The sequence below is a fragment of the Cupriavidus sp. GW822-FHT02D05 genome, assembly GCF_058802485.1.
The window spans coordinates 19,659-45,927 of the sequence record NZ_JBXAOE010000015.1; the positions used below are offsets into that span (position 1 = coordinate 19,659).

The 26,269-nt window shown below is 66.0% G+C and carries 23 protein-coding genes; 16 read left to right on the forward strand and 7 right to left on the reverse strand.

Annotated features, from left to right (window positions below):
• Window positions 1–98: 98 nt before the first annotated feature.
• On the reverse strand, window positions 99–2,168 hold the full coding sequence (gene metG / locus AC1RQK_RS20365) for a methionine--tRNA ligase (protein WP_492374971.1): 2,070 nt from the start codon (window positions 2,166–2,168) through the stop codon (window positions 99–101).
• Window positions 2,169–2,492: 324 nt separating this feature from the next.
• Window positions 2,493–3,125 (reverse strand): YiaD family glycine zipper/OmpA-like lipoprotein, encoded by a 633-nt coding sequence (locus tag AC1RQK_RS20370; protein WP_150984015.1) that lies wholly within the window; start codon window positions 3,123–3,125, stop codon window positions 2,493–2,495.
• A 323-nt stretch (window positions 3,126–3,448) separates the two neighbouring features.
• On the opposite strand from AC1RQK_RS20370, the gene apbC reads away from it, so the two are divergent.
• From apbC to AC1RQK_RS20450, 16 genes are all read left to right on the forward strand, one after another.
• On the forward strand, window positions 3,449–4,537 hold the full coding sequence (apbC, locus tag AC1RQK_RS20375) for an iron-sulfur cluster carrier protein ApbC (protein ID WP_492374972.1): 1,089 nt from the start codon (window positions 3,449–3,451) through the stop codon (window positions 4,535–4,537).
• 5 nt (window positions 4,538–4,542) lie between these two features.
• Window positions 4,543–5,115: a DUF3305 domain-containing protein gene (locus tag AC1RQK_RS20380; protein ID WP_492810796.1), complete on the forward strand. Its 573-nt coding sequence runs from the start codon at window positions 4,543–4,545 to the stop codon at window positions 5,113–5,115.
• 16 nt (window positions 5,116–5,131) lie between these two features.
• A complete protein-coding gene (locus AC1RQK_RS20385) occupies window positions 5,132–5,800 on the forward strand; it encodes a DUF3306 domain-containing protein (RefSeq protein ID WP_492810798.1) in 669 nt (222 codons plus the stop codon).
• 100 nt (window positions 5,801–5,900) lie between these two features.
• Window positions 5,901–8,075 carry a 4Fe-4S binding protein gene (locus AC1RQK_RS20390; protein ID WP_492810800.1) on the forward strand — a complete coding sequence of 725 codons (2,175 nt, stop codon included), beginning with the start codon at window positions 5,901–5,903 and terminating at the stop codon, window positions 8,073–8,075.
• Window positions 8,076–8,107: 32 nt separating this feature from the next.
• Window positions 8,108–8,746, forward strand: coding sequence for a TorD/DmsD family molecular chaperone (locus AC1RQK_RS20395; RefSeq protein WP_492374976.1), 639 nt, complete (start codon window positions 8,108–8,110; stop codon window positions 8,744–8,746).
• 137 nt (window positions 8,747–8,883) lie between these two features.
• Window positions 8,884–9,102, forward strand: a complete 219-nt coding sequence (locus AC1RQK_RS20400) for a formate dehydrogenase (RefSeq protein ID WP_043348783.1) — start codon at window positions 8,884–8,886, stop codon at window positions 9,100–9,102.
• A gap of 55 nt (window positions 9,103–9,157) precedes the next feature.
• Window positions 9,158–12,181: a molybdopterin-dependent oxidoreductase gene (locus tag AC1RQK_RS20405; protein ID WP_492810803.1), complete on the forward strand. Its 3,024-nt coding sequence runs from the start codon at window positions 9,158–9,160 to the stop codon at window positions 12,179–12,181.
• A 121-nt stretch (window positions 12,182–12,302) separates the two neighbouring features.
• The gene (gene fdh3B / locus AC1RQK_RS20410) at window positions 12,303–12,968 is read left to right on the forward strand and encodes a formate dehydrogenase FDH3 subunit beta (protein WP_492374978.1); all 666 of its coding nucleotides are present in this window, start codon (window positions 12,303–12,305) and stop codon (window positions 12,966–12,968) included.
• Window positions 12,965–13,198 (forward strand): hypothetical protein, encoded by a 234-nt coding sequence (locus AC1RQK_RS20415; protein ID WP_150984024.1) that lies wholly within the window; start codon window positions 12,965–12,967, stop codon window positions 13,196–13,198. The genes fdh3B and AC1RQK_RS20415 overlap by 4 nt, the downstream gene beginning before the upstream one ends.
• 52 nt (window positions 13,199–13,250) lie before the next feature.
• Window positions 13,251–14,462 (forward strand): formate dehydrogenase subunit gamma, encoded by a 1,212-nt coding sequence (locus tag AC1RQK_RS20420; RefSeq protein WP_492810805.1) that lies wholly within the window; start codon window positions 13,251–13,253, stop codon window positions 14,460–14,462.
• Between the two features lie 36 nt (window positions 14,463–14,498).
• Entirely contained in the window at window positions 14,499–14,900 is a 402-nt protein-coding gene (locus AC1RQK_RS20425; RefSeq protein WP_492810807.1) for a hypothetical protein, read from the forward strand.
• A gap of 13 nt (window positions 14,901–14,913) precedes the next feature.
• Window positions 14,914–15,453, forward strand: coding sequence for a superoxide dismutase family protein (locus AC1RQK_RS20430; RefSeq protein WP_416049448.1), 540 nt, complete (start codon window positions 14,914–14,916; stop codon window positions 15,451–15,453).
• 65 nt (window positions 15,454–15,518) lie between these two features.
• Window positions 15,519–16,349 (forward strand): formate dehydrogenase accessory sulfurtransferase FdhD, encoded by an 831-nt coding sequence (locus AC1RQK_RS20435; protein ID WP_174422654.1) that lies wholly within the window; start codon window positions 15,519–15,521, stop codon window positions 16,347–16,349.
• 193 nt (window positions 16,350–16,542) lie between these two features.
• A complete protein-coding gene (dcd, locus tag AC1RQK_RS20440; RefSeq protein ID WP_017230746.1) occupies window positions 16,543–17,109 on the forward strand; it encodes a dCTP deaminase in 567 nt (188 codons plus the stop codon).
• A gap of 142 nt (window positions 17,110–17,251) precedes the next feature.
• Window positions 17,252–19,516: an arginine/lysine/ornithine decarboxylase gene (locus tag AC1RQK_RS20445; RefSeq protein WP_183036612.1), complete on the forward strand. Its 2,265-nt coding sequence runs from the start codon at window positions 17,252–17,254 to the stop codon at window positions 19,514–19,516.
• A 143-nt stretch (window positions 19,517–19,659) separates the two neighbouring features.
• Window positions 19,660–20,640, forward strand: a complete 981-nt coding sequence (locus AC1RQK_RS20450; protein ID WP_492810810.1) for a quinone oxidoreductase family protein — start codon at window positions 19,660–19,662, stop codon at window positions 20,638–20,640.
• Window positions 20,641–20,759: 119 nt separating this feature from the next.
• Here the strand turns inward: AC1RQK_RS20450 and AC1RQK_RS20455 are convergent, their stop codons facing one another.
• The 5 genes from AC1RQK_RS20455 to AC1RQK_RS20475 form a co-directional block, all read right to left on the reverse strand.
• Window positions 20,760–22,508, reverse strand: coding sequence for a TRAP transporter large permease (locus tag AC1RQK_RS20455; RefSeq protein ID WP_492810812.1), 1,749 nt, complete (start codon window positions 22,506–22,508; stop codon window positions 20,760–20,762).
• Window positions 22,505–23,047: a TRAP transporter small permease subunit gene (locus AC1RQK_RS20460; protein WP_492374991.1), complete on the reverse strand. Its 543-nt coding sequence runs from the start codon at window positions 23,045–23,047 to the stop codon at window positions 22,505–22,507. Before AC1RQK_RS20460 ends, AC1RQK_RS20455 begins: the two co-directional genes overlap by 4 nt.
• 214 nt (window positions 23,048–23,261) lie before the next feature.
• Window positions 23,262–24,671 carry an argininosuccinate lyase gene (argH, locus tag AC1RQK_RS20465; RefSeq protein WP_006160535.1) on the reverse strand — a complete coding sequence of 470 codons (1,410 nt, stop codon included), beginning with the start codon at window positions 24,669–24,671 and terminating at the stop codon, window positions 23,262–23,264.
• A gap of 136 nt (window positions 24,672–24,807) precedes the next feature.
• Entirely contained in the window at window positions 24,808–25,554 is a 747-nt protein-coding gene (locus AC1RQK_RS20470; protein ID WP_492374993.1) for an anti-sigma factor, read from the reverse strand.
• Window positions 25,551–26,156, reverse strand: coding sequence for a sigma-70 family RNA polymerase sigma factor (locus AC1RQK_RS20475; protein WP_492810815.1), 606 nt, complete (start codon window positions 26,154–26,156; stop codon window positions 25,551–25,553). The genes AC1RQK_RS20470 and AC1RQK_RS20475 overlap by 4 nt, the downstream gene beginning before the upstream one ends.
• Window positions 26,157–26,269 lie beyond the last annotated feature (113 nt).

A 26,269-nucleotide genomic window follows, 5' to 3' on the forward strand; every position in this document is an offset into this window, starting at 1 on the left:
GGGTGCAGTATGGGCTTCCCGGGGGCGTGGCGTCAATCGGCGCCGGCGCCATGGCGCGTTGGCGGCTCAGCGCTGGCGCGCCTCACCGCCCCCGCGGGTCAGCCGATGCGCATGCCCGGCACAGCGCCTTCGTGCGGCTCCAGGATCCAGAGGCCCGGCGTGGCTTTCTCATCCGCTGCCGATGCGGCCAGCACCATGCCCTCGGACAGCCCGAACTTCATCTTGCGCGGAGCCAGGTTGGCCACCATCACGGTGAGCTTGCCCACCAGCTGCTCGGGCGTGTAGGCCGACTGGATGCCGGAGAAGACGTTGCGCGTCTTGCCTTCGCCCAGGTCCAGCGTGAGCTGCAGCAGCTTGCTCGATCCTTCCACCTTCTGGCAGTCCACGATCTTGGCCACGCGCAGGTCGATCTTGGCGAAGTCGTCGATTGTGATGGTGTCGGCGATGGGCTCGATCGACGCAGCGGCGGCATCCGCTTCACCGGCGGGCGCGGTGGCCTGCAGCGAGTCGCGGTTGGCGGCCAGCAGCGCGTCGACCTGCTTGGCATCCACGCGCGTCATCAGGTGCGAGTACGGCTGCACCGGGCGCGAAGCCGAGAGTTGCTTGTCGATGCCGCGCCAGTCCAGCGGCTCGATATTGAGGAATCGCTCCACGCCCGCGGCCATTTGCGGCACCACCGGCTTGAGGTAGACGGTGAGCAGGCGGAAGGCTTCCAGCGAGACCGAGCACGCAGCGTGCAGGGCCGCGCGCTTGCTTTCGTCGCGTGCCAGCTCCCACGGCTTCTCCGTGTCGACGAAGGCGTTCACCGAATCCGTGAGCTCCATCACCAGGCGCAGCGCCTTGCTGTACTCGCGGGCTTCATAGAACTGTGCCACTTGCGGCGCGGCTTCACGCAATTGCTTGAGCAGCGGGTTGGCCAGCGCGGCCTCGTCCACCACGCCGTCGAAACGCTTGACCAGGAAGCCGGCGGCGCGGCTGGCAATGTTGACGTACTTGCCGATCAGGTCGCTGTTCACGCGCGCAATGAAGTCATCGAGGTTCAGGTCGAGGTCTTCCATGCTGGCGTTGAGCTTGGCGGCGAAGTAGTAGCGCAGCCATTCCGGGTTCATGCCGGTGTCGATATAGCTCTGCGCGGTAATGAAGGTGCCGCGCGACTTGCTCATCTTGGCGCCGTCCACCGTCAGGAAGCCGTGGGCAAACACGTTGGTGGGCGTGCGGTAGCCCGAGAAGCGCAGCATGGCCGGCCAGAACAGCGTGTGGAAGTACAGGATGTCCTTGCCGATGAAATGATATTGCTCGGCGGTGGAGTGCGGGCCTACCCAGGCGTCGAAATCGATGCCCTTCTTTTCGGCCAGGTTCTTGAAGCTGGCGTAGTAGCCGATCGGCGCATCCAGCCACACGTAGAAATACTTGCCGGGAGCGCCGGGAATCTCAAAGCCGAAGTAGGGCGCATCGCGCGAGATGTCCCAGTCCGAGAGCGTGGAAGCCTCGCCTTCGGCGCCCAGCCATTCCTGCATCTTGTTGGCCGCTTCCGGCTGGGCCAGGTCGGCCACCCACTCGCGCAGGAAGGTTTCGCAGCGCGGGTCGGACAGCTTGAAGAAGTAATGCGCGGAGGACTTGCGCACCGGGGTGGCGCCCGACACCACCGAGTACGGGTTTTTCAGGTCGGTGGGCACGTAGGTCGTGCCGCAGACTTCGCATGAGTCGCCGTACTGGTCCTTGGCGCCGCACTTCGGACATTCGCCCTTGATGAAGCGGTCCGGCAGGAACATGTTCTTGACCGGGTCGTAGAACTGCTCGACCTCGCGCTCGGCGATCAGGTCCTCGGCCTTCAGCGCCAGGTAGATCTTCTCGGAGAGCTGCTTGTTCTCATCCGAGTCGGTGCTGTAGTAGTTGTCGAACGACACCATGAAGCTGTCGAAGTCGCGCTTGTGCTCGGTCCACACGCGATCGATCAGCTGCTTGGGCGTAATGCCTTCCTTCTCGGCCCGCAGCATCACCGGAGTGCCGTGCGTGTCGTCCGCGCCGACGTAGTAGACCTCGTTCGCCATCATGCGCTGGAAGCGCACCCAGATGTCGGTCTGGATGTATTCCACCAGGTGGCCGATATGGATCTGGCCGTTGGCGTAGGGCAGGGCAGAAGTAACGAGGATGCGACGTGCGGTCATGGAAAAATTGCCGGTCAGGAGGGGGGTGGACGGTAAGGCGGGGGGCGTCGCCACCAAAGTCGGGCGGGCACCGTGAGAGGGCTATTCTAACAAGCGGGGCGGGCAGCGCGTGCACTGCGGCAGCGCGCAGGCGGAAGAGAGGGCTTCGAGTGGTATTTAGTGACGCAAGAGGCGCTCAATAAACTGAGGACAAAAAAAGCGCCGGTCAGAGCCGGCGCAGCTTTCCACAACGGAAAAGGAGGAGAAATCAGGTACCGCCCGGGAGGTCAGCCACCCATCGCGAGCCAGCAACGGTGACAAGCGGTACCTATTTCTATGACCGCATCATCTCTGAATTGGTTTCAAATAAATTTCGACCCGGCGATTTTGTGCGCGCCCGGCCTCGGTGGCGTTGTCCGCGACCGGCTGGGTCTGGCCCCGTCCTTCGGCTGCCAGGCGGGTCCGGGCAACGCCTCGGTCACCCAGGTAGGTTGCGACGCTCTGGGCGCGGCGCTGCGACAACTGCATGTTGTAGTTCGGGTTGCCGGTGCTGTCGGTATGGCCCACCACGGTGGCGGAGACGTCCTGTTGCTGGGCAAGGGTCTGCGAGACCTGGTCGAGCACCGAGCGGAACGACGGCTTGATGGTGGCGCTGTCCGTATCGAAGGTCACCTGGCTCGGGATGTTCACCTTGAGCGAGCCGTCCGGCTGCTCGGTGATCTGCGTGCCCGTGCCCGCCGTGTCCTTGTTCAGCTTGCCGCGGATTGCGTTCCAGTTGTAACCCGTGGCCCCGCCCAGGGCCCCGCCGACCGCCGCGCCGACGAGCGTGCCGGTGGTATTGCCGCCGATCAGGTTGCCCAGGCCGGCGCCGACCGCAGCGCCCACGCCGGTGCCGACCGCGGTCTGGGTGCCTTGCTCTGTGGCGCAGCCCGCGGCAAGGGTGGCGACAATGGCAAGGCTGACGAGCTTGAGTTTCATGCTTTCTCCTTCAGGACGAAGCGTTTTGGCTGATTTTGAAGTGGTGCGCGCAACACCGCTAGAAATAACGCGGAAGACACCTGAATACAAGGGCCCGGACCGTATTCACCGGGCTCGCGTTCCTGGCGCACTACAATAAGGAGATGGTGCCGGGTGCACAAGCCTGTTGCTGTGACAGTTGTAAGTGCGTGTAATTCCACGTGTAGATCCTCGGCTTGCCGCTCTCGCATTACCCTCACGTTACCCTTGCGCCGCACTTCGCTCATACTTTGATAAAGTACGCGCCTTCCCCCATATTCCCATATTCAGTAGCGGAGATTGTCTTGAGCCTCACCGTCGACCAGGTTACCGAAGTCCTGCGCACCGTGATCGACCCCAACACGGGCCGGGATCTGGTGTCCACCCGTTCGGCTCGCAATGTGCGGGTCGAAGGCGGCGATGTGTCGCTGGAAGTGGAGCTGGGTTATCCCGGCAAGAGCCAGCTGGAACCGATCCGCAAACAAGTGGTGGATGCGCTGCGCCAGTTGCCTGGCGTGGCCAATGCCAACGTGGCCGTCAGCATGAAAATCGTGGCCCACGCGGTGCAGCGCGGCGTCAAGCTGCTGCCGGGCGTCAAGAACGTGATCGCCGTGGCGTCGGGCAAGGGCGGCGTGGGCAAGTCCACCACCGCCGTCAACCTGGCGCTGGCGCTGTCCGCCGAGGGTGCCCGCGTGGGCATGCTCGACGCCGACATCTACGGCCCGAGCCTGCCCATGATGCTGGGCATCGATGGCCGCCCGGAGTCGTCCGATGGCCAGACCATGGAACCGCTCGAAGGCCACGGCCTGCAGGCCAACTCGATCGGCTTCCTGATCGAGCAGGACAACCCGATGGTGTGGCGTGGCCCGATGGTGACCTCGGCGCTGGAGCAGTTACTGCGCCAGACCAACTGGCACGATCTCGATTACCTGATCGTCGACATGCCGCCGGGCACCGGCGACATCCAGCTGACGCTGTCGCAGAAAGTGCCGGTGACGGGTGCCGTCATCGTCACCACCCCCCAGGATATCGCCCTGCTGGACGCCAAGAAGGGCCTGAAGATGTTCGAGAAGGTGGGCATCCCCATTCTCGGCATCGTCGAGAACATGGCTGTCTACTGCTGCCCGAACTGCGGCCACGTCGAGCATATCTTCGGCGAAGGCGGTGGCGAGAAGATGTGCGAGGACTACGGCGTGGACCTGCTGGGCAGCATGCCGCTTAACCGCTCGATCCGCGAGCAGACCGACACCGGCCGGCCCACCGTGGTGTCCGATCCTGATAGCCCGATCGCCGAGCTGTACCGCGCCATGGCGCGCAAGGTGGCTATCAAGGTGGCCGACCGCGCCCGCGATATGACCAGCAAGTTCCCCAGTATCGTGGTGCAGAACACCTGATCCCCATGGACACGCCAGCCGACTCCGCTGCAGGCAACCCGGCCCCCGACGCCGTGCCCGCTGGCCGGCCCGGCGTGACCATGGCCGTGGTGATGCGCCGCGTGCCGCTGGCCAGCCGCTGGCAGCCTTGGAAATGGGAACTCGGCGCCGTGCTGCCGGATCTTGGCGAGTTTGGCGCCGTGCCCCACTGCCTGGCGCAGGACGAACACGGCGCGCGCTGGCTGTACCCGGGCTACGCTGTCACGCTGTTCCGCGACGAGGCCGAGGGTTATTACCTCAACCTCACTTCCACCGCGCCCTGCTGGTTCGTGCTGTGGCGAATGGCAGAGGAGGGCGGGCAGGCTGCCGTGCCGACATCGCGAGACGGCGAGCCGCTGCCGGTGCCGGTGACGGTGACACTGTCCTACAACGAGGCTGGACGCTGGCTCGACGCCGGCGAAACCGTCGAGAACGTGCCGCTGGCCCCTGAGCAGCTGGAGTGGCTGCAAGCCTACGTGGCCCAGTACTACCACCCCGAGCCCAAGAAACGCCGCCGCCCGGAATCATTCAAGGCGCCGGAGGACAGGGCGCGCTACTGATGCTGGCAGACCGCGCATGAGCGATGCTTCCTTCCTGTCGCGCTGGTCCCGCCGCAAGGCCGCGGCGCGCGACGGCAAGCCGCTTGAGGCTGAGCCACCCCTGCCGGCGGAATCATCCGTGCCTCCCGGCAAGGATGCACCAGTAGCCCAGGCACTGCCAGACCCCGTTCCACCTACCCCACCCGCTGAACCGCTCCCCACGCTAGCCGATGCCGCCTTGCTGCAGCCGGGCGACAGCATCGCTCGCTTCGTCGCGCGCGGCGTGGACGAGAACGTGAAGCGCGCCGCGCTCAAGACGTTGTTCGCCGATCCGCATTTCAACGTGATGGACGGCCTCGATACCTATATCGACGACTACAGCCAGCCCGATCCGATTCCGCTTGATGTGCTGCGGCGTATGCGCCAGTCCGAGACGCTGGGGCTGTTCGCGCCCACCGATGAGGAACTGGCGGCGGCTCGCGCACAGCAAGAAGGGCCCGATGTGCAAGATGCCGCCCTGGTGACGCCCGAGCCGTTTGCTGCATTGCCGCAAACAGCCGGCGAGGCTGGGGAGGCCGGCATTGCCACCGCCACCGCAACTGCAACCGCCACCGATGCCGATGCCGATGCCGATGCCGATGCCGATACTGGCTTGCCTCCTGCCGCGTCCCCGGCCGGCACTTCCGCCCCAGGCAAACACGCGTAGTCGCTGCCCTTGGCGCGGCCTACAATAGGCTTCCCCCACATTCAGCTGGCGGCAAGACTCCCAACAAATGGAGCGGCCAGGCCGGCCAGCCTCACTCTCCATGCCGACGCTGATCTGCAATTGCAACGACACGATGCCGCTTGACGGGGCGGCATTGTCGGGCAATGTTCCCGCGCCCGCGGGTGGCGTGAAGACGCCACTCAAGGTCCATCATCTGCTGTGCCGCCGCGAGATTGGAGACTTCACCGCCGCGCTCGCCGGCACCGACGATGTCATCGTGGCTTGCACGCAGGAGCGCGCGCTGTTTACCGAGGTAGCCGCCCGGCGCCAGGCCGAGGGCACCATGACGGCGCCCGTGCGCTTCGTCAATATCCGCGAGACCGGTGGCTGGTCGCAGGGGGCGCGGCGCGACCCGAAAACCGCCAACGCCAAGATCGCTGCCTTGCTGGCCGCCGCCGCGCTGCCGGACCCGGATCCGGTGCCCGTGGTGGACTACCGCTCTGGCGGCGCTGTGCTGGTGCTAGGCCCCGCCGACCGTGCGATTCCCTGGGCCGGCAAGCTGGCCGAAGCCGGCATGGATGTTTCGGTGCTGCTCAGCGCCGCCGCCGCCGGGGCCATGGCCCCGGCCGGCCTGCCCGCCTCGCGGGCGTTCCCCGTGCACAGCGGCAAGCTGGTCAAGCTCGGCGGCTGGCTGGGCGCCTTCGAGGCCAGCTGGGAGACCGGCGCGGGACGCAGCAACCCGATCGACCTGGACCTGTGCACGCGCTGCAATGCCTGCATCGACGCTTGCCCGGAAGACGCCATCGATTTCAGCTACCAGGTGGACCTGGACCGCTGCCACTCGCATCGCGCTTGCGTGAAGGCCTGCGGCGCCGCTGCCGCGATCGATTTCGAGCGCCCGGCCGCCACTGCCACGGAACGCTTCGACCTGGTGTTCGACCTGGCCGACACGCCCGCCTTGCTCATGCACGCGCCGCCGCAGGGCTACCTGTACGCCGGCGCGGATGCGCTGCGCCAGCAGGCGCAGGCATTGGCACTGGTCCAGTTGGTGGGCGAGTTCGAGAAGCCGAAGTTCTTCCAGTACAAGGAGAAACTCTGCGCGCATGGCCGCAACCAGACCACGGGTTGCACGGCCTGTATCGACATCTGCTCCACCGAAGCGATCCGCTCGCAATGGCACGACGGGCGCGGCCGCATTGAGGTCACGCCAAACCTGTGCATGGGCTGCGGCGCCTGCACCACGGTGTGCCCAACCGGCGCCATCAGCTATGCCTATCCCAAGCCGGATCACCTCGGCGAGCGCTTGCGCACCCTGATCTCGGCCTACCGCGCTGCGGGCGGGCGCGACGCGGTGCTGTTGCTGCATGGCGAGGAGTACGGCAATGCGCCCATCCTGGCGTTGGGCCGCGCTGCGCGCGCCGGACAGGCCAACGGCATGCCGCCCAATGTGATTCCGGTGGGGTTGTTCCACCCGGCCGCGTGCGGGCTTGAGCTGTGGCTGGCGGCCATCTGCTGGGGCGCTGGACGTGTCGCCGTGATGCTCACCGGTGACGAGGCCCCGCAATACCGCACGGCGCTGGCCGGGCAGGTAGCAGTGGGGCAGGCTATTCTGGCGGGCCTCGGCTATGACGGCGAATGCCTGTCGCTGGTCGATGGCCCGGATGCCGTCACGCTGGACGTGCAACTATCGGCCTTGGCCGCGCCGGGGAGCAGCCGACCGGCCGCGCCACCCGCCGTGTTCCACGCTGCGGCCGCCAAGCGCGAGACGCTGGATTTTGCGCTGGATCATCTCGTGCGCAATGCGCCGCGCCCGGCCGCCAGCGTTGCGCTGCCTGCCGGAGCGCCGCTGGGCGCGGTGGCGGTGGACACCGGGCGCTGCACGTTGTGCATGGCCTGCGTTGGCGCCTGTCCCTCGCAAGCCCTGCGCGATAATCCCGAGCAGCCGGTGCTGGGCTTCCTGGAGCGCAACTGCGTGCAGTGCGGCTTGTGCGAGAAGACCTGCCCGGAAGACGCCATCACCCTGGTGCCCCGCTTGCTCACCGGTGAGCAAGCGCGCCGCACCGTGACGTTGGCCGAGACCCAGCCCTTCCATTGCATTCGCTGCGCCAAGCCGTTCGGCACCGCCCAGATGGTGCATGCCATGCTGGCCCGGCTGGCGAGCCACCCGGCGTTTGCCGGCGAGGCCGCCGAGCGCCTGAAGATGTGCGGCGATTGCCGCGTTGTCGACATGATGGAAAAGAACAGCGGCGAGGCCAGCGGCAACGCCTTGCAGTAGCCAAGCAGGCCATCCTTGAGAATCATCACGACATGACAGATTTCCAGCCTATCCAGCTGATCCCTCCGGTCGCCCACGCGGCGCCCGACGCAGAAGACACCGCCCGGGCGGACCTGTACGGCCTGCTGGCCACGCTGCTGTATCGCGCGCCGGATGCCGCGCTGCTGCACCATATCGCCGCCAACCGCGCGCACGGCGAGGACGCCGCCACGCCGCTGGGCGACGCCTGGAACGATTTGTGCGACGCAGCATCGGTCACCACGGCCGAGCAAGCCAGCGACGAATACCAGCAATTGTTCGTCGGCGTGGGCAAGCCGGAAGTCCTGCTGTACGGCTCCTACTACCAGACCGGCTTCCTCAATGAGCGCCCGCTGGTGGCGCTGCGCGACGACCTGGCGCGCTATGGCCTGGTGCGCCAGGACAATGTCAGCGAAACCGAGGATCACATCGCCACATTGTGCGAGGTGATGCGCTTCCTGGTGGCGGGCGAGGACGGTGGCGTGGCAAACCTTGCCGAGCAGCAGCACTTTTTCTCGCGCCATCTGCAGTCATGGGTGGAAACCCTGTGCGACAGCGCGGCGGCGCATCCGCAAGCGCAGCTCTATGCCCGCGTGGCCGCGCTGCTGAAGGCCTTCATGGCGGTCGAGGCGATCGCGCTGGACATGCATTGATCGCACGCAAGTTCTTGATTGCCATCATGGAAATCCCGGGGAGTCATGGTCTTTCGACACATATCATTCTAAAATAGGCAATAGCATTCATAACAGGATTGGTAATCGGTCTGGACAGGCCGAGGAGCCCCCCCAAAATGAAAGACAAGCAGCCGAAGGCCGCGCGCCGCGCCTTCCTTGCCGGCACCGGGGTTGTTGCCGCGGCCGGCGCCGCCGCCGCGCTGACTTCGCGCGGTCCGGCCATGCCCGCCGTGCCCAGCCTGGCGGCGGCCATTCCCGATGTCACGTCGACCGACGGCGACGGCTACCGGGTCACAGAGCATATTCGCAAGTACTACCGGACTACGCTGGTGTGAGTGGCCGCGCCTGGCGCACGCCTCGCTCTACCTCGTTTCCATCCTGGGGTGACACATGATCTTGACCCGCAAACGCGCGGCGCAGGGCAGCGCATCTTCGCAACTGGCTAGCGGCTCGGGCGAGCGCGCTGGCGGCCGGCTCTCCGAGCGTCTGGCTGCCGGGCTGGCGGGTGCCATGCCCACCATGGACCGGCGCAGCTTTCTCAAGCGCTCCGGCATCGGGGTGGGCGCGGGGCTGGCGGCTTCGCAGCTGACGCTGTTGCGCCGGGCCGATGCCGCGGATGCCTCAGGTGCGGCGGCCGGCGGCGAGGACAAGGGCAATATCGTGGTGCGCCGTACCGTGTGTGGCCACTGCTCGGTGGGGTGCGCGGTCGATGCCGTGGTGCACAACGGCGTGTGGGTGCGCCAGAACCCTGTCTTCGATTCGCCGATCAACATGGGCGCGCACTGCGCCAAGGGCGCCGCGCTGCGCGAGCACGGCCACGGCGAGTACCGGCTGAAGTACCCGATGAAGCTGGTGAACGGCAAATACCAGCGCGTCAGTTGGGATCAGGCGCTCGACGAGATCACCGCCAGGATGAAAGAGATCCGCCAGCAGACCGGGCCGGACTCGATGTTCTTCGTCGGTTCCTCCAAGCACAGCAACGAAGGGTCCTACCTGCTGCGCAAGTGGGTATCGTTCTTCGGCACCAACAACACCGACCACCAGGCACGCATCTGCCACTCCACCACGGTGGCCGGCGTGGCCAATACGTGGGGCTATGGTGCGATGACCAATTCGTACAACGATATGCAGAACGCCCGCGCGGCGCTGTATATCGGCTCCAACGCGGCCGAGGCGCACCCGGTGTCGATGCTGCACCTGCTGCACGCCAAGGAGAACGGCTGCAAGGTGATCGTGGTCGATCCGCGCTACACCCGTACGGCCGCGAAGTCCGATTACTACGTACGGGTCCGCTCGGGCACCGATATCGCTTTCCTGTTCGGCGTGCTGTACCACATCTTCCAGAACGGCTGGGAAGACCAGAAGTACATCAACGATCGCGTCTACGGCATGGACCGCGTCAAGGAGGAAGTCCTCGCCAAGTGGACGCCGGACAAGGTCGAGGAAGTCTGCGGCGTGCCCGAGGCGCAGGTCCATCAGGTTGCCGAGATCATGGCCAAGAACCGGCCCAGCACGCTGGTGTGGTGCATGGGCCAGACCCAGCACACCATCGGCAACGCCATCGTGCGCGCCTCCTGCATCGTGCAGCTGGCGCTGGGCAATATCGGCGTGTCGGGCGGCGGCGCCAACATCTTCCGCGGTCACGATAACGTGCAGGGCGCGACCGACGTGGGCCCCAACCCGGACTCGCTGCCGGGTTACTATGGCCTCGCCACTGGCGCCTGGAAGCACTATGCCGCGGTGTGGGGCGTCGACTACGAATGGATCAAGAAGCAGTACGCCTCGCAGGCGATGATGGAGAAGTCCGGCACCACGGTGTCGCGCTGGATCGATATCGTGACCGAGAAGCCTGAGCTGATCGACCAGGACAACAACGTCCGCGGGGTGTTTTTCTGGGGCCACGCGCCCAACTCGCAGACGCGCGGCCTGGAGATGAAAAAGGCGCTCGACAAGCTCGACTTGCTGGTGGTGATCGACCCGTATCCGTCAGCCACCGCCGCGATGGCCAACATGCCGCCGGCGGAAGGCGACAAGGTCAACCCGAACCGCGCGGTCTACCTGCTGCCGGCCTGCACGCAGTTCGAGACCACCGGGTCCTGCACGGCCTCCAACCGCTCGCTGCAGTGGCGCGAGAAGGTGATCGAGCCGCTGTTCGAGTCGATGCCGGACCACACCATCATGCAGGCCTTCGCCGAGCGGCTCGGCTTTGGCAAGGAGCTGTCGAAGAACTTCAAGCTCAACGAGGTCAAGCGCGCGGGCCGGACCTGGATGGAGCCCGAAGTCGAATCCATCCTGCGCGAGATCAATGCCAGCAACTGGACCATCGGCTACACCGGGCAATCTCCCGAGCGGCTCAAGTCGCATATGCGCAATATGGAGAAGTTCGACGTGCGCACGCTGCGCTGCCTGGGCGGCAAGGATCCGTTGACCGGCTACGACCTGACCGGCGATTACTTTGGCCTGCCGTGGCCGTGCTATGGCACGCCGGAGCTCAAGCACCCCGGCTCGCCCAACCTGTATGACACCAGCCGCAACGTCATGGACGGCGGCGGCAACTTCCGCGCCAACTTCGGCGTGGAGCGCGACGGCGTCAGCCTGCTGGCCGAGGACGGCTCGTACTCGAAAGGCGCGGACATTACCACCGGCTATCCGGAGTTCGACCACGTGCTGCTGAAGAAGCTGGGCTGGTGGGATGAGCTGACGGACGCCGAGAAGCAGAAGGCCGAGGGCAAGAACTGGAAGACGGATTTGTCCGGTGGCATCCAGCGCGTGGTGCTGAAGAACCATGGCTGCCACCCCTTTGGCAACGCCAAGGCGCGGGCCATCGTGTGGAACTTTCCCGACCCAATCCCGCAGCACCGCGAGCCGCTGTATTCCACCCGGCCCGACATGGTCGCCAAGTACCCCACGCACGACGACAAGATGGCGTTCTGGCGGCTGCCCACGCTGTACAAGTCGCTGCAGCAGCGCAACGTCGAGAACAAGCTCTACGAGAAGTTCCCGATCATTCTCACCTCCGGCCGCCTGGTCGAGTACGAGGGCGGGGGGGAGGAAACCCGGTCCAACCCGTGGCTGGCCGAGTTGCAGCAGGAGAACTTCGTCGAGATCAACCCGCGCGCGGCGTCCGATCGCGGCATCCGCAACGGCGACTTCTGCTGGGTCAGCACGCCCACCGGCGCGCACATCAAGGTGCGCGCGCTGGTGACCGAGCGCGTCGGCGTGGATACCGCCTTCATCCCGTTCCACTTCTCTGGCTGGTGGCAGGGCAAGGACCTGAAGGACTACTACCCGGAGGGCGCGATGCCGATCGTGCGCGGCGAGGCCATCAACACGGCCACCACCTACGGCTATGACTCGGTGACGATGATGCAGGAAACCAAGACCACGATCTGCCAGATCGCACGGTTCACGTGAATGCGGTTGTGATCGACATCGAGATAGCGACAGAGATAGCGACAGAGTTGGCGACAGAGTTGGCGACAGAGTTGGCGGCAGAGATGGCGATAGGGACAGAGACCAAGGGCAAGGAACGACCATGGCACGCATGAAATTCATCTGTGACGCCGAGCGTTGCATCGAGTGCAACAGCTGCGTCACCGCCTGCAAGAACGAGCACGAGGTGCCGTGGGGCGTCAACCGGCGCCGCGTGGTGACCATCAACGACGGCATCGTCGGCGCCGAGAAATCGATCTCGGTCGCCTGCATGCACTGCTCGGACGCGCCTTGCATGGCGGTGTGCCCGGTCGACTGCTTCTACCGTACCGAAGACGGCGTGGTGCTGCACGACAAGGACGTCTGCATCGGCTGCGGCTACTGCTCCTACGCCTGCCCGTTCGGCGCTCCCCAGTTCCCCAGCGCCGGGACCTTCGGCGTGCGCGGCAAAATGGACAAGTGCACGTTCTGCGCCGGCGGGCCGGAGAAAAACGGCAGCGACGAAGAATTCGAGAAGTACGGACGCAACCGGCTGGCCGAAGGCAAGCTGCCGCTGTGTGCGGAAATGTGCTCGACCAAAGCGCTGCTGGGCGGCGACGGCGACGTCATTGCCGACATACTGCGCAACCGCGTGATCAAGCGCGGCAAGGGCGGCGATGTGTTCGGCTGGGGCACGGCCTACGGCAACAAGGGCGCCACGCAGGGTACCGCGGGCGCGGGCGCGGCGCCGCCCGCCGCACCACCCGCTTCAGGAGCGCAGCCATCATGACCCGCCTGTTGCTGATCCTGCTGGCCGCCGGCTGCACCGCGCTGGCCGCCTGTGGCGAGCGCGCGCAGACCGCCACGGCGGCGCACAAGAAATCCGACGCGCCGGCGTACGAGGGCGCGCCGGGCGATCCCTTCGTGGCCAAGGGCTGGACGCCAGGCGACAAGACCAGTTGGCAAAACCAGATCCGCGAGCGCAACCAGTACCAGAACGAATACAACCGCACGCCATGACGGCGGCGATGCGAAGCCCGGGGCGCACCCTGGCCGACCCGATGGAGGGCATATGAAGCCGACGCTCAATCCTGGCTGGTTCCGCTACCTGGTGGGGGTGGCCTGCGCGCTGGCCTTGCTGGCGCCGCCCGGGGCCGCGCGGGCGCAAGCCCAAGCCCCGGCCCAGGGCGCTTCCGCGCCGCAGGCGGCCGGCGCGCCCGCCGAGGCCAACAACCCCGCCACGCATCCGGCCCAGCCCTTCGCGGGCATCGCTTCCGAGAACATCTTCAACGTGCCCCGCCGCGATCTCGCAGCCGAGGCGCAGGCCCAGCAGGCGCGTAGCAAGGATCAACCGGGCAACAACGCGCCGGTCTGGCGGGAGGCGAATTCCGACCAGGCGCACTACAGCAGCCTGCCAGCCAAGGAAGCCGGGGTGCTGATCCAGCGCACCGGGCAGAAGTGGCGCCTGTTCCGCAACGGGGTGATCACCGTCTGGGGTGGCTGGCTGATCGTGGTGGTGCCCGCCGCGATCCTGGCCTTTTTCTTCTGGCGCGGCGCGATCCCGCTCAAGACGCCGCGTACCGGCCGCATGATCCAGCGCTTTACGCCGCTGGAGCGCATGGTGCACTGGACCATGGCGATTTCATTCGTCACGCTGGCGGTCTCGGGCATCGTGATGCTGTTCGGCAAGCATTTCCTGCTGCCCCTGATGGGCCACACCTTGTTCGGCTGGCTCACCTACCTGCTGAAGAACGTCCATAACATCGTCGGCCCGGTCTTTACCTTGTCGGTGATCGTCGGCTTCGTGATCTTCGTGCGCGACAACTTCCCCGCCCGGGAGGACTGGCAGTGGCTCATCAAGCTCGGCGGGCTCGTGTCCGGCAAGCACGTGCCAAGCGGGCGCTTCAACGCTGGCGAGAAGGCCTGGTTCTGGGGCGGGCTGGTGGTCTTCGGCCTGATCCTGTCGGCCTCCGGCTGGGTGCTCGACATGATCGTGCCCGGCATGGATTTCTACCGCGCCACCATGCAGGTTGCCAACGTCATCCATGGCATCGCGGCGGTGTTGATGATCGCCATGGCCTGCGGCCATATCTACATGGGTACCATCGGCATGGAAGGGGCCTACCGCGCCATGCGTGACGGCTGGGTCGATGAGGCCTGGGCCAAGGAGCACCACGAGCTCTGGTACGACGATATCAAGGCAGGCAAGATCCCCGCGCAGCGCGCGGCCGAGCCGGAGCCGGGCGAGCGCGCCGGCGGCCGGGCCAGCCCGGGCGAAGTCTGAGCGCGCACGGCCGATCCCCAACCAGGAGCCTGATCCATGAACCGCATTCTGCTGGTGCTCGCCCTGGCCCTTGGCGGCACAGGTGCCCTGGCCAAGCTACCGCCGCCGACGGAGGCGCAAAAGCTCAAGGCCGACGAGGCCAAGGCGCGCGCCGGCTGGGCCGACAAGGTGGCCGCTTATCAGCTGTGCCGAGCGCAAGACAAGGCGGCGGCGCACTACTACAGCGACATGCAGGCCAAAGGCAAGGCGGTGCCGGCGGCTGCCACGTCCGCACCGTGCGCCGATCCGGGCCCGTTCGTGGCGCAAGCGCCGGCTGCGCAAGCCGCAGCAAGCACTGCTGGAGGGCCTTCCCCCGCACCTGTCGCCACGCCTTCGGATCACAAACCGGCCGCAGCGCCGGGCACGGGAGCGGTACAATCGCCCCGGACATCACCGTGAGAGGAGGTTCGGCATGAAGCGTGTACGTGTACTTTTCGGTCTGGCTGTAGCGGGCACCCTGGCAGGCACTCTGGCCGGCTGCGGGGGCATGGGGATGGGCAGGTCCGATACCGCGGTCGCCGCGCTGGCGTCCAAGAGCGGTACCGCGACGCAGGGCAGCATCACCTTCACCCAGCGCGGTGACACGGTGCTGGTCAAGGCCGACGTAACCGGCCTGCCGCCCAATACCGAGCACGGCTTCCACGTGCACGAGAAGGGCGACTGCTCGGCCCCCGACGCCATGAGCGCGGGCGGCCACTTCAACCCGACGGCCAAGCCGCACGGCTCGATGTCGATGCCCGACCATCATGCCGGCGACATCAACAACCTCAAGGCCGACGCTACCGGCCGCGCCCAGGCCAGCTTCGAGCTGACCGGCGTGACCTTGGGCGCCGGCCCCACCAGCCTGGTGGGCCGCGCGGTGGTCGTCCACAAGGACCCGGACGACTACAAGACCCAGCCCACCGGCAACTCCGGCGGCCGCATCGCTTGCGGCGTGATCGCCAAGTCCTGACGGATGGGGGCAGCGCGGGCCGGCAGTTCCCGGCACGCGCCGCCCATCCCGCATCCCCAACGCCCATGCCCCTGCGCCCTGAAATGACCCACGCGTGCGTCCCCTTGATCGAAGAGGTCGAGGTGGTCGACGAGCAGGGGCGCGTGCGCCAGGCCTTCCTGCCCGGCGAGCGCCCGCTGACGGTCTACCTGGACAAACGCGAGCTGGTGACGTTGATGACGCTGGGCGGGGCGCCCGAGGCCCTGGTGCTGGGTTACCTGCGCAACCAGCGCCTGGTCGAATCGGTCGAGGATATTGCTGCCATCCAGGTCGACTGGGAGACCGAATCCGCCGCCGTCACGACCCGCACGGGCGTGGATCGCATCGAGGAGCGCACGGCGCGCCGGGTGGTGACCACCGGCTGTGGCCAGGGCACCGTGTTTGGCTCGTTGCTGGACGAAGTGGACAATATCCGGCTGCCGGACGACGCCACCCTGGACCAGGAAACGCTCTACGGCATCGTCGACACCATCCGGCTGCAGCAGTCGGTCTACAAACAGGCCGGCTCCGTGCATGGCTGCGCACTGTTCCGCGGGCGCGAGCTGCTGATGTTCATCGAGGATGTGGGCCGGCACAACGCCGTGGATGCCATCGCGGGGCTGATGTGGCTCGAAGGCATGAGCGGCGCTGACAAGGTGTTCTACACCACCGGGCGGCTGACCTCGGAGATGGTGATCAAGGGCGCGCAGATGGGCATTCCATTCCTGCTGTCGCGCTCGGGCGTCACGCAGATGGGCTACCAGATGGCCCGGCGCGTCAACCTGGCTCTCTTTGCCCGGTGCACGGGGCGCCACTTCCTGCTCTATACCGGCCGCGAACGCTTCCGGCACCAGTTGCCGGAGCAAGCCACGGCCTGACGCCCGGGGGTGGGCGGCCCGTTCCGGGGCCGGGGGCGGCATTTAAGGCGGTGATGCCGGATTTTGGTTGTACAATGCGGCCCATCGCAAGGCCCCGGCAGGTCCGGCGCGCCTGTGAGCAAATGCGAGCAGTGTTCCCGGTCAGCATGGGCCGCGCCCGAGCCTGCCCTCATTTGTTCATCCCGATACCCCTATGAGCATCAAATCCGATAAGTGGATCCGCCGCATGGCGGAACAGCACGGCATGATCGAGCCCTTCGAGCCCGGCCAGGTACGGGAAGAAGACGGCCGCAAGATCGTTTCGTACGGCACCTCGAGCTACGGCTACGACATCCGCTGCGCCGACGAATTCAAGATCTTCACCAATATCAACAGCACCATCGTCGATCCGAAGAACTTCGACGAAAAGTCCTTTGTCGACTTCAAGGGCGATGTCTGCATCATCCCGCCGAACTCCTTCGCGCTGGCCCGCACGATGGAGTATTTCCGCATTCCGCGCAGCGTGCTGACCATCTGCCTGGGCAAGAGCACCTACGCGCGCTGCGGCATCATCGTCAACGTGACCCCGTTCGAGCCGGAATGGGAAGGCTATGTGACGCTGGAGTTCTCGAACACCACGCCGCTGCCTGCCAAGATCTACGCCGGTGAAGGCTGTGCCCAGGTGCTGTTCTTCGAGAGCGACGAGATCTGCGAGACTTCCTACCGCGATCGCGGTGGCAAGTACCAGGGTCAGCAAGGTGTCACACTGCCGAAGACCTGATCGCATACAATGCGCGCGTTGCGGTGTTACGGGAAACCCCGGGGCCGCGCGCCAAGCCTGAACGTCGAGCCACATGCCGACCCAGGGGGACGAATCCCCGGGCCATGTGGCTCAAGTCCTTCTTGCCGTCCAAGGATGCCAAATGAAATTCCGCTTCCCCGTCATCATCATCGATGAAGACTTCCGCTCCGAGAACATTTCCGGCTCGGGCATCCGCGCGCTGGCGCAGGCCATCGAGCAAGAAGGCATGGAGGTGATGGGCCTGACCAGCTATGGCGACCTGACCTCCTTCGCCCAGCAGTCCAGCCGTGCTTCTTCGTTCATCGTGTCGATCGACGACGACGAGTTCGTCAGCGAGGACGACCGGCCCGAAGCCGCGGCCATCGAGAAACTGCGCGCCTTCGTCAACGAAGTGCGCCGCCGCAACACCGACCTGCCCATCTTCCTGTACGGCGAGACCCGCACCTCGCGGCATATCCCCAACGATATCCTGCGCGAGCTGCACGGCTTCATCCACATGTTCGAGGACACGCCGGAATTCGTCGCGCGCCACATCATCCGCGAAGCCCGGGTCTACCTGGATTCGCTGGCGCCGCCGTTCTTCAAGGCGCTGATCGCCTACGCGCAGGACAGCTCCTACTCGTGGCACTGCCCGGGGCACTCCGGCGGCGTGGCGTTCCTCAAGAGCCCGGTCGGCCAGGTGTTCCACCAGTTCTTCGGCGAGAACATGCTGCGCGCCGACGTCTGCAATGCCGTCGATGAGCTCGGCCAGCTGCTCGACCACACCGGCCCGGTGGCGGCCTCGGAGCGCAATGCCGCGCGCATCTTCAACTCCGACCACATGTATTTCGTCACCAACGGCACATCCACCTCGAACAAGATGGTGTGGCATGCCAACGTGGCGCCGGGCGACATCGTGGTGGTGGACCGCAACTGCCACAAGTCGATCCTGCACGCGATCATGATGACAGGCGCGATTCCCGTGTTCCTGATGCCCACGCGCAATCACTACGGCATCATCGGCCCGATCCCGAAGAGCGAGTTCGATCCCGAGACCATTCGCCGCAAGATTGCCGCACACCCGTTCGCCAGCCAGGCCAAGAATCAGAAGCCGCGCATCCTGACCATCACCCAGGGCACCTACGACGGCGTGCTGTACAACGCCGAACAGATCAAGGAAATGCTGGCCACCGAGATCGACACGCTGCATTTCGACGAAGCCTGGCTGCCGCACGCGGCATTCCACGACTTCTATCGCAACATGCACGCGATCGGCAAAGACCGCCCGCGCAGCAAGGACGCGCTGGTGTTCGCCACGCAGTCCACGCACAAGCTGCTGGCCGGCCTGTCGCAGGCCTCGCAGATCCTCGTGCAGGATTCGGATACGCGCAAGCTGGACCGCTACCGGTTCAACGAGGCGTACCTGATGCACACGTCCACCAGCCCGCAGTACTCGATCATTGCCTCGTGCGACGTGGCGGCGGCGATGATGGAAGCCCCGGGCGGCACCGCGCTGGTCGAAGAAAGCATCCAGGAAGCGATGGACTTCCGCCGCGCCATGCGCAAGGTCGAAGGCGACTACGATGCCGGCAACAACGGCGACTGGTGGTTCAAGGTGTGGGGCCCCGAGGCGCTGGTCGAGGACGACATCGGCGACCGTGAAGAGTGGATGCTCAAGGCCAACGAACGCTGGCACGGCTTCGGCGACCTGGCCGACGGCTTCAACCTGCTCGACCCGATCAAGGCCACCATCATCACCCCGGGCCTGGACGTGGACGGCGAGTTCAGCGACCGCGGCATCCCTGCGGCCATCGTCACCAAGTACCTGGCCGAGCACGGCATCATCATCGAGAAGACCGGGCTGTACTCGTTCTTCATCATGTTCACCATCGGCATCACCAAGGGCCGCTGGAACTCGCTGGTGACCGAGTTGCAGCAGTTCAAGGATGACTACGACCAGAACCAGCCGCTGTGGCGCGTGCTGCCGGAATTCGTCGGCAAGCATCCGCAGTACGAGAAGCTCGGCCTGCGCGACCTGTGCGACGCGATCCACAGCGTCTACAAGGCCAATGACGTGGCCCGCGTGACCACCGAGATGTACCTGTCGGACATGGAACCGGCAATGAAGCCGTCGGACGCGTGGGCCATGATGGCCCACCGCGAGATCGAGCGCGTGGCCGTCGACGAACTGGAAGGCCGCGTCACCGCCATCCTGCTCACGCCGTACCCACCGGGCATCCCGCTGCTGATCCCGGGCGAGCGCTTCAACCGCATCATCGTGCAGTACCTGAAGTTCGCGCGCGAGTTCAACAAGCTGTTCCCCGGCTTCGAGACCGACATCCACGGCCTGGTCGAGGAAGAGGTCGAGGGTGGTGGCAAGGCGTATTTCGTCGACTGCGTGAAGTAACGCAGGCTGGCGGCAAGCAAGAAGGCCTCGCGCGTGCGAGGCCTTTTTTTTGCGCTTGCCCATGCCTTGCGCACGGCCGACGCGTTGCGCGAGATTGCGATAGAGTGGCGCTCACAAATCTATGCAACCTCGACGGAGTGGAAATGACATCAGCACGCGTGGTGGAATTGACGGAGTTCGGCGGCCCCGAAGTGATGCGCCTGGTGAATGCCGAGTTGCCCGCGCCGGCGGCCGGCCAGGTGCGGTTGCGCCAGACCGCCATCGGCTTCAACTATATCGACGTCTACCAGCGCTCGGGCAAGTACCCGCTGCCGTCGCCGACCGGGCTGGGCCATGAAGCCGCCGGCGTGGTCGAAGCGGTGGGCGAGGGCGTGACCGCCCTGCGCGAAGGCGACCGCGTGGTCTACATGCACGCTGGCATCGGTGCCTATGCCAGCCGGCGCAACGTGCCCGCCGACAAGCTGGTCAAGCTGCCCGGCAGCATCGACGACCTCACCGCCGCGGCGATCTTCTTCAAGGCCATGACCGCGCAATACCTCGTGCGCAAGACACATCCCGTGCAAGCCGGCGACGTCGTGCTGGTGCATGCCGCCGCGGGCGGCGTAGGGCAGATCCTCAGCAGCTGGGCCAAGGCGCTCGGCGCCACCGTGATCGGCACCGCCGGCTCGGCCGAGAAGTGCGAAGTGGCCCGCGCGGCAGGGTGCGATGTCGCCATCAACTATTCGCAGGCGGACTGGGTGGAGCAGGTGATTGCCGCCACCGACGGGCGCAAGGCGCGCGTGGTCTATGACTCGGTGGGCAAGCATACCTTCATGGGCTCGCTGGACTGCGCGGCACCATTCGGGCTGGTGGCGCTCTATGGCGCCGCCTCGGGGCCCGTGCCGGCGTTCGAGCCGGAGCTGCTCAGCAAGAAGGGCTGCCTGTTCCTGACGCGACCATCGGTGTTCCCGCACAACGCCGATGCCCAGACGTTCCGTGCCAACGCGGCGGATGTGTTCCAGGCAATCGGGCAGGGTGCGATCCGGGCCGCCATTGGCGCGCGCTTCCCGCTTGAGCAGGTGGCCGAGGCGCATCGGGTGGCCGAGGCGCGCGCGACCACGGGCGCTATCCTGCTGCTGCCGTGACCTGAACCAAGCAGACAAGATGCGGGGGCAACCCCGGAAAACAAAAAAGGCCTCGGGTTTGAACGGAACCCGAGGCCTTTTTCCATGCTGGCGACCGAATCCGCCGGCGCATTCTCTCGCTACTTCTTCTTGTCGAACTCGAACTGCGGCGTAGCGGGCTCGCTGTCGGCAGGCGCCGCCGGCAACTCCAGCGTGCCAGGCTCGCTACGGCCGCCTGGCACAGGCGCCGGCACCGAGGCCGCACCGCCCGGGCTCTCGCCCCCCAGCGGAATCGTGACCTCCGCCGCATTGCTATGGTGCAACGACCCCTTGTCCAGGAACATCGTCACCAGGCCCGGCCAGAACATCACCAGCACAACCATGATCAGCTGCAGGCCGACCCAGGGCAGCGCGCCCCAGTAGATGTCGGAACTCTTCACTTCCTTGGGCGCAATGCCGCGCAGGTAGAACAGCGCGAAGCCGAAGGGCGGGTGCATGAAGGAGGTCTGCATGTTCACGCACAGCATCACGCCGAACCACACCAGCGCCGCGGTGGCTGCCGCTTCCGGGTTGCCGCCCATCGAATCGGCGACGACCGGCGCCAGCACCTTGACCGCAACCGGCGCCAGCATCGGCACCACGATGAACGCGATCTCGAAGAAGTCCAGGAAGAAGGCGAGGAAGAAGATGAACAGGTTGACCACCAGCAGGAAGCCGATCCAGCCGCCCGGCAGCGAGGTGAACATGTGCTCCACCCAGGCGCCGCCATCCACGCCCTGGAACACCACCGAGAAGCAGGTGGAGCCGATCAGGATGAATACCACCATGGCGGTGATGCGCGCCGTGGACTGGTAAGCCTCGATGATCAGCCCGCGCAGCGCGGTCAGTTGGCCGGCGCGCAGCAGCAGCCATGCGATCACGAGGTAGACCACCGCCAGCGGAATGCGGAAGGCATGCGAGCCGAACGCGACGGTGCCGGCGATAATGGCCACGCCCGTGGCGGCAAGGCCGATACGATAGACATTGCGGTCGAGCTTGCCGAAGCCGGGGTCGCGCAGCACCGCCAGCACCAGCGCGCCGACTGCGCCCATGGCGCCGGATTCGGTCGGCGTGGCGATGCCCAGCATGATCGTGCCCAGCACCAGGAAGATCAGCACCGCGCACGGAATGATGCCGCGCAGGCATTTGCGCCACAGCGCCCAGCCGCGCAGCGTGCGTTCTTCCACCGGCACCGGCGGCAGCCAGTCGGGCTTGATGCGGGCCAGCACGAAGGTATAAAGCGCGAACAGCGCGATCTGGATCACCGACGGGCCCCAGGCGCCCAGGTACATGCTGCCCACGTCGGCGCTGCCCATCGGCGTCTTGAGCTGGTCGGCCAGCACTACCAGCACCAGCGACGGCGGTACCAGCTGCGTGATGGTGCCCGACGCCGCCAGCACGCCGGTGGCGTACTTCATGTTGTAGCGGTAGCGCATCATGACCGGCAGCGAGATCATCGCCATGGCGATCACCTGCGCCGCCACGGTGCCCGTGATGGCGCCGAGGATGAAGCCCACGATGATGACCGAGTAGCCCAGGCCGCCGCGCACCGGGCCGAACAATTGGCCCATGGAGTCCAGCATGTCCTCGGCCAGCCCGCACTTCTCCAGTATCGCCCCCATGAAGGTGAAGAACGGGATGGCGAGCAGCAACTCGTTGGCCAGCACGCTGCCGAACACGCGGCTGGGCACCGCCTGCAGGAAACTGACCGGGAAGTAGCCAAACTGAATGGCCAGGATGCCGAAGGCAAGGCCCACCGCCGACAGCGAAAATGCGACCGGGAAGCCGATCAGCATGAATACCACCAGGCCGCCGAACATCAGCGGCGGCATATATTCCAATGGAATCATTGCACTGGCCTCTCGTATTTCGATTCGATGCGCACGAGGCCCTTGAGGGCGGCGATGCGCTTGATCAGCTCGGACACGCCCTGCAAGGCAAGCAGGGCGAAGCCGAGGGGCACCACCAGCTTGATCGGGTAACGCGGCAGGCCGCCGGAGTTACCGGATTGCTCGAGGATGTGCCACGAGGGCAGGAACAGCGATTCCCACGACAGCCAGGCAAACAGCACGCAGGATGGCAGCAGGAAAAAGACAATGCCGAAGATGTCGATCCAGTGTTGCGCGCGCTCCGATACGTTGCCGTAGATCAGGTCCACGCGCACGTGTTCGTTGCGCTGGAAGGTGTAGGAGGCGCCGAACATCACCGCGATGGCGAACATATACCATTGCAGCTCGAGCGGCCAGTTGTCGCTGAGGTTGAAGCCGTAACGCAGCAGGGCGTTGCCTGCGCTGATCAGGCACGACAGCAGGATCATGATGTTTGCAAGCCTGCCCGTGTGCTGATTCAACCTGTCGATCTGTCGTGACAGACCAAGCAAGTAATACATGGGTTGTCTCCCCTGTTTTTGCGGCGATTAGTTTATCTGTAACAAAATGCTTCGGCGCTTGGGGCTAATACCTACCGCTTCGCGCAAAAATCAAAAGAGCCGGGAAACAATAAAAAAAGCCGCCAGGGGTCTGCCCTGGCGGCTTTCTTTCAAAACAAAACTTACGTGAAACTTACATCGGCACGCTGCGCTGCATTGAATCCGCAGCCTGCGTTTAAAGCGTGGCGCGCGCCGCGGCAATGGCCGCGCGTACCTGTGCCGGCGCGGTGCCGCCGATGTGGTTACGCGCCGCGACCGAGCCTTCCAGCGTCAGCACCGCGTGCACGTCATCGCCGATCAGCGCGGCCTTGTCGCCCAGGCCGGTGACTTCGCGCAGCTCGGCCACGGTCAGGTCGGCCAGGTCGCAGCGGCGGTCGTCGCAGGCGCGCACCGCGTGGGCCACGGCTTCGTGGGCATCGCGGAAGGGCAGGCCGTGCTTGACCAGGTAGTCGGCCAGGTCGGTGGCTGTGGCATAGCCTTGCAGCGCGGCGGCGCGCATGGCGTCCGGCTTGACCGAGATGCCCGGCACCATGTCGGCGAAGATGCGCAGCGTATCGGCCACGGTGTCCACCGTGTCGAACAGCGGCTCTTTGTCTTCCTGGTTGTCCTTGTTGTACGCCAGGGGCTGGCCCTTCATCAGGGTCAAGAGGCCGATCAGGTGGCCGTTGACGCGGCCGGTCTTGCCACGCGCCAGTTCGGGCACGTCCGGGTTCTTCTTCTGCGGCATGATCGAGCTACCGGTGCAGAAGCGGTCGGCGATATCGATAAAGCCCACGCGCGGGCTCATCCAGATCACCAGTTCTTCGGAGAAGCGCGAGATGTGGGTCATCACCAGCGCGGCGGCGGCGCAGAATTCGATGGCGAAGTCGCGGTCGGAGACGGCGTCCAGCGAGTTGCGGCACACGCCGTCGAAGCCCAGCTGCTGCGCCACGAACTCACGGTCGATCGGGTAGCTGGTGCCGGCCAGCGCGGCGGCGCCCAGCGGCAGGCGGTTCACGCGGCGGCGGCAGTCGGCCATGCGCTCGGCGTCGCGCGTGAACATTTCCACGTAGGCCAGCAGGTGGTGGCCGAAGGTGACCGGCTGGGCCACCTGCAGGTGGGTGAAGCCCGGCAGGATGGTGTCGGCGTTCTTCTCGGCCAGGTCCAGCAGCGCGCCACGCAGCGCGCCCAGCAGGCCGATGATGGTGTCAATCTCGCTGCGCAGCCACAGGCGGATATCGGTAGCGACCTGGTCGTTACGCGAGCGGCCGGTGTGCAGGCGCTTGCCGGCGTCGCCGACCAGCGCGGTCAGGCGCGCTTCGATATTCAGGTGGACGTCTTCCAGGTCGAGCTTCCACTCGAAGCCGCCGGCCTCGATCTCGCCACGGATCTGCGTCATGCCGCGCTCGATCTCGGCGCGGTCGGCCTCGGCGATGATTCCCTGCTTGGCCAGCATGGCGGCGTGCGCCAGCGAACCCTGGATGTCGAACAGAGCCAGGCGCTTGTCGAAGAACACCGAAGCGGTGTAGCGCTTCACCAGGTCGGACATCGGTTCGGAGAAGCGGGCGGACCAGGCTTCGCCTTTCTTGGCAAGTTGGGAGGTCATGGGCGGTAAGGCTGGGTTAGCTCGCAAGCCGGCGGCGGGCCGCGGGGCGAACGAGAGAATTCGGGGAAACTACGATTATATCGCTGCCGGGCCCCACGCAGACGGTAGCGGGTCCGGGAGGGCCTCCCGGACCGCCCTATAAGGTGTTGTCGATGACCTGGCCCTTGAACACCACCGGCCCGGTGGGGCCGTTGGGGTCGGGCGAGCCGCCGCGCGGCTCCACGCTGATCGCCAGCGCCGGCACCTTGCCCAGCGCCTGGGCGACCGCCAAGCGCAACTGGCGCTGGTGCCCGATCACGCCGAGCGACTGCGGCTTGCCGCTGGCGGGGAGGGCCCAAAGCTGCAGGGCCTGCGCATCGTTCAGTGGCAGGTGATCCAGGCGGCGCAAGGTAAGCGCTTGCGAACGTGCATCCCAGGTCACAAGTACGGCGGCCTGGGCGCGATCGTCGTTGAGCACGGCCACGGCATTGACCAGCGGGGCAGTGTCCAGCTGACGGACCATCCGCACGTTGAGGCCGATTGCCACGGCTGCCAGCGCGGCGGTCGCCATGGTGGCACCGCGCCAGAAGCCGGGGGCGGCCCACAGCCGTTGCCACCAGGCTGCGGGTGCCGCACCGGCCGGGGTGGCCGCGTCGGACGCCTTCATGGCTTGCCAGCCCAGCCGTTGTTCGATCCCGCACCACACCTTCTCCACCGGCGCCGAGGCAGGCTGGAGTTCGGCAAGGCCTGACAGCCTGGACTGCCAGTGGCTGATGGCAGCGCGGATCGCGGGTTCCTCGCGGGCGAGCGTCTCCAGCCGGCGGCGCGCGCCCCCGCGCAACACGCCCAGCGCGTACTGCGCGGCAAGGCGGTCGATCAGGTCGGGATGGCGGCTGAGGTTCATGACAGGCTTTCCAGGCACGTGCGCAGGCGCTCCAGGCCGCGCCGTATCCATGACTTGATGGTGCCAAGCGGCACCTGCAATTGTTCGGACAGCTCGCTATGGCTCATGTCCTTCAGGTAGGCCAGCGAGATAGCCTGCCGCTGTGGCTGTTCCAGCCGCTGCAGGCACTGGTTCAACGCCCGCGCTTGCTGGCTGGCGAGCGCAAGTTCCGCCGGGCCGGCCGCTTCGTCGGCCAGCCACTCGCCAAGGCTGTCGTCCAGCTCCACGGTCTGGCTGGTGCGGGCAGCTGCCTGGCGGCGCAGGCAATCCAGCGCCCGGTTGCGCACGATGGCTGTCATCCAGGTCATCGGGGCAGCCAGGTGCGGCCGGTAGTCGCCGGCGTGATGCCAGATGCTGACGAAACTCTCTTGCACCACATCCTCCGCCCAGTCGTGCCTGTTGGTTATACGCAGCGCGAGGCCAAACAGTTTCGTTGCGGTCTCGTCGTAGAGCTGCCGCAAGGCGTGCCGGTCTCCCATGGCCGCGCCTTGCAGCAACGCGGCAAGCAGGTCGGCGTCGGCCGGCCTGGGGGCAAAAGAGGAGTCGGCGGGGGAGGAGGGCACCGGGGGCGGATATCAGCAAGTGACGTTCCCGGATTATAGGCACGGCTCGCGCGCGGCATGCGAAGGATCGCTGCATCCGATGGCCAATTGCGCGCGTAGAAGAGACAGGCGCC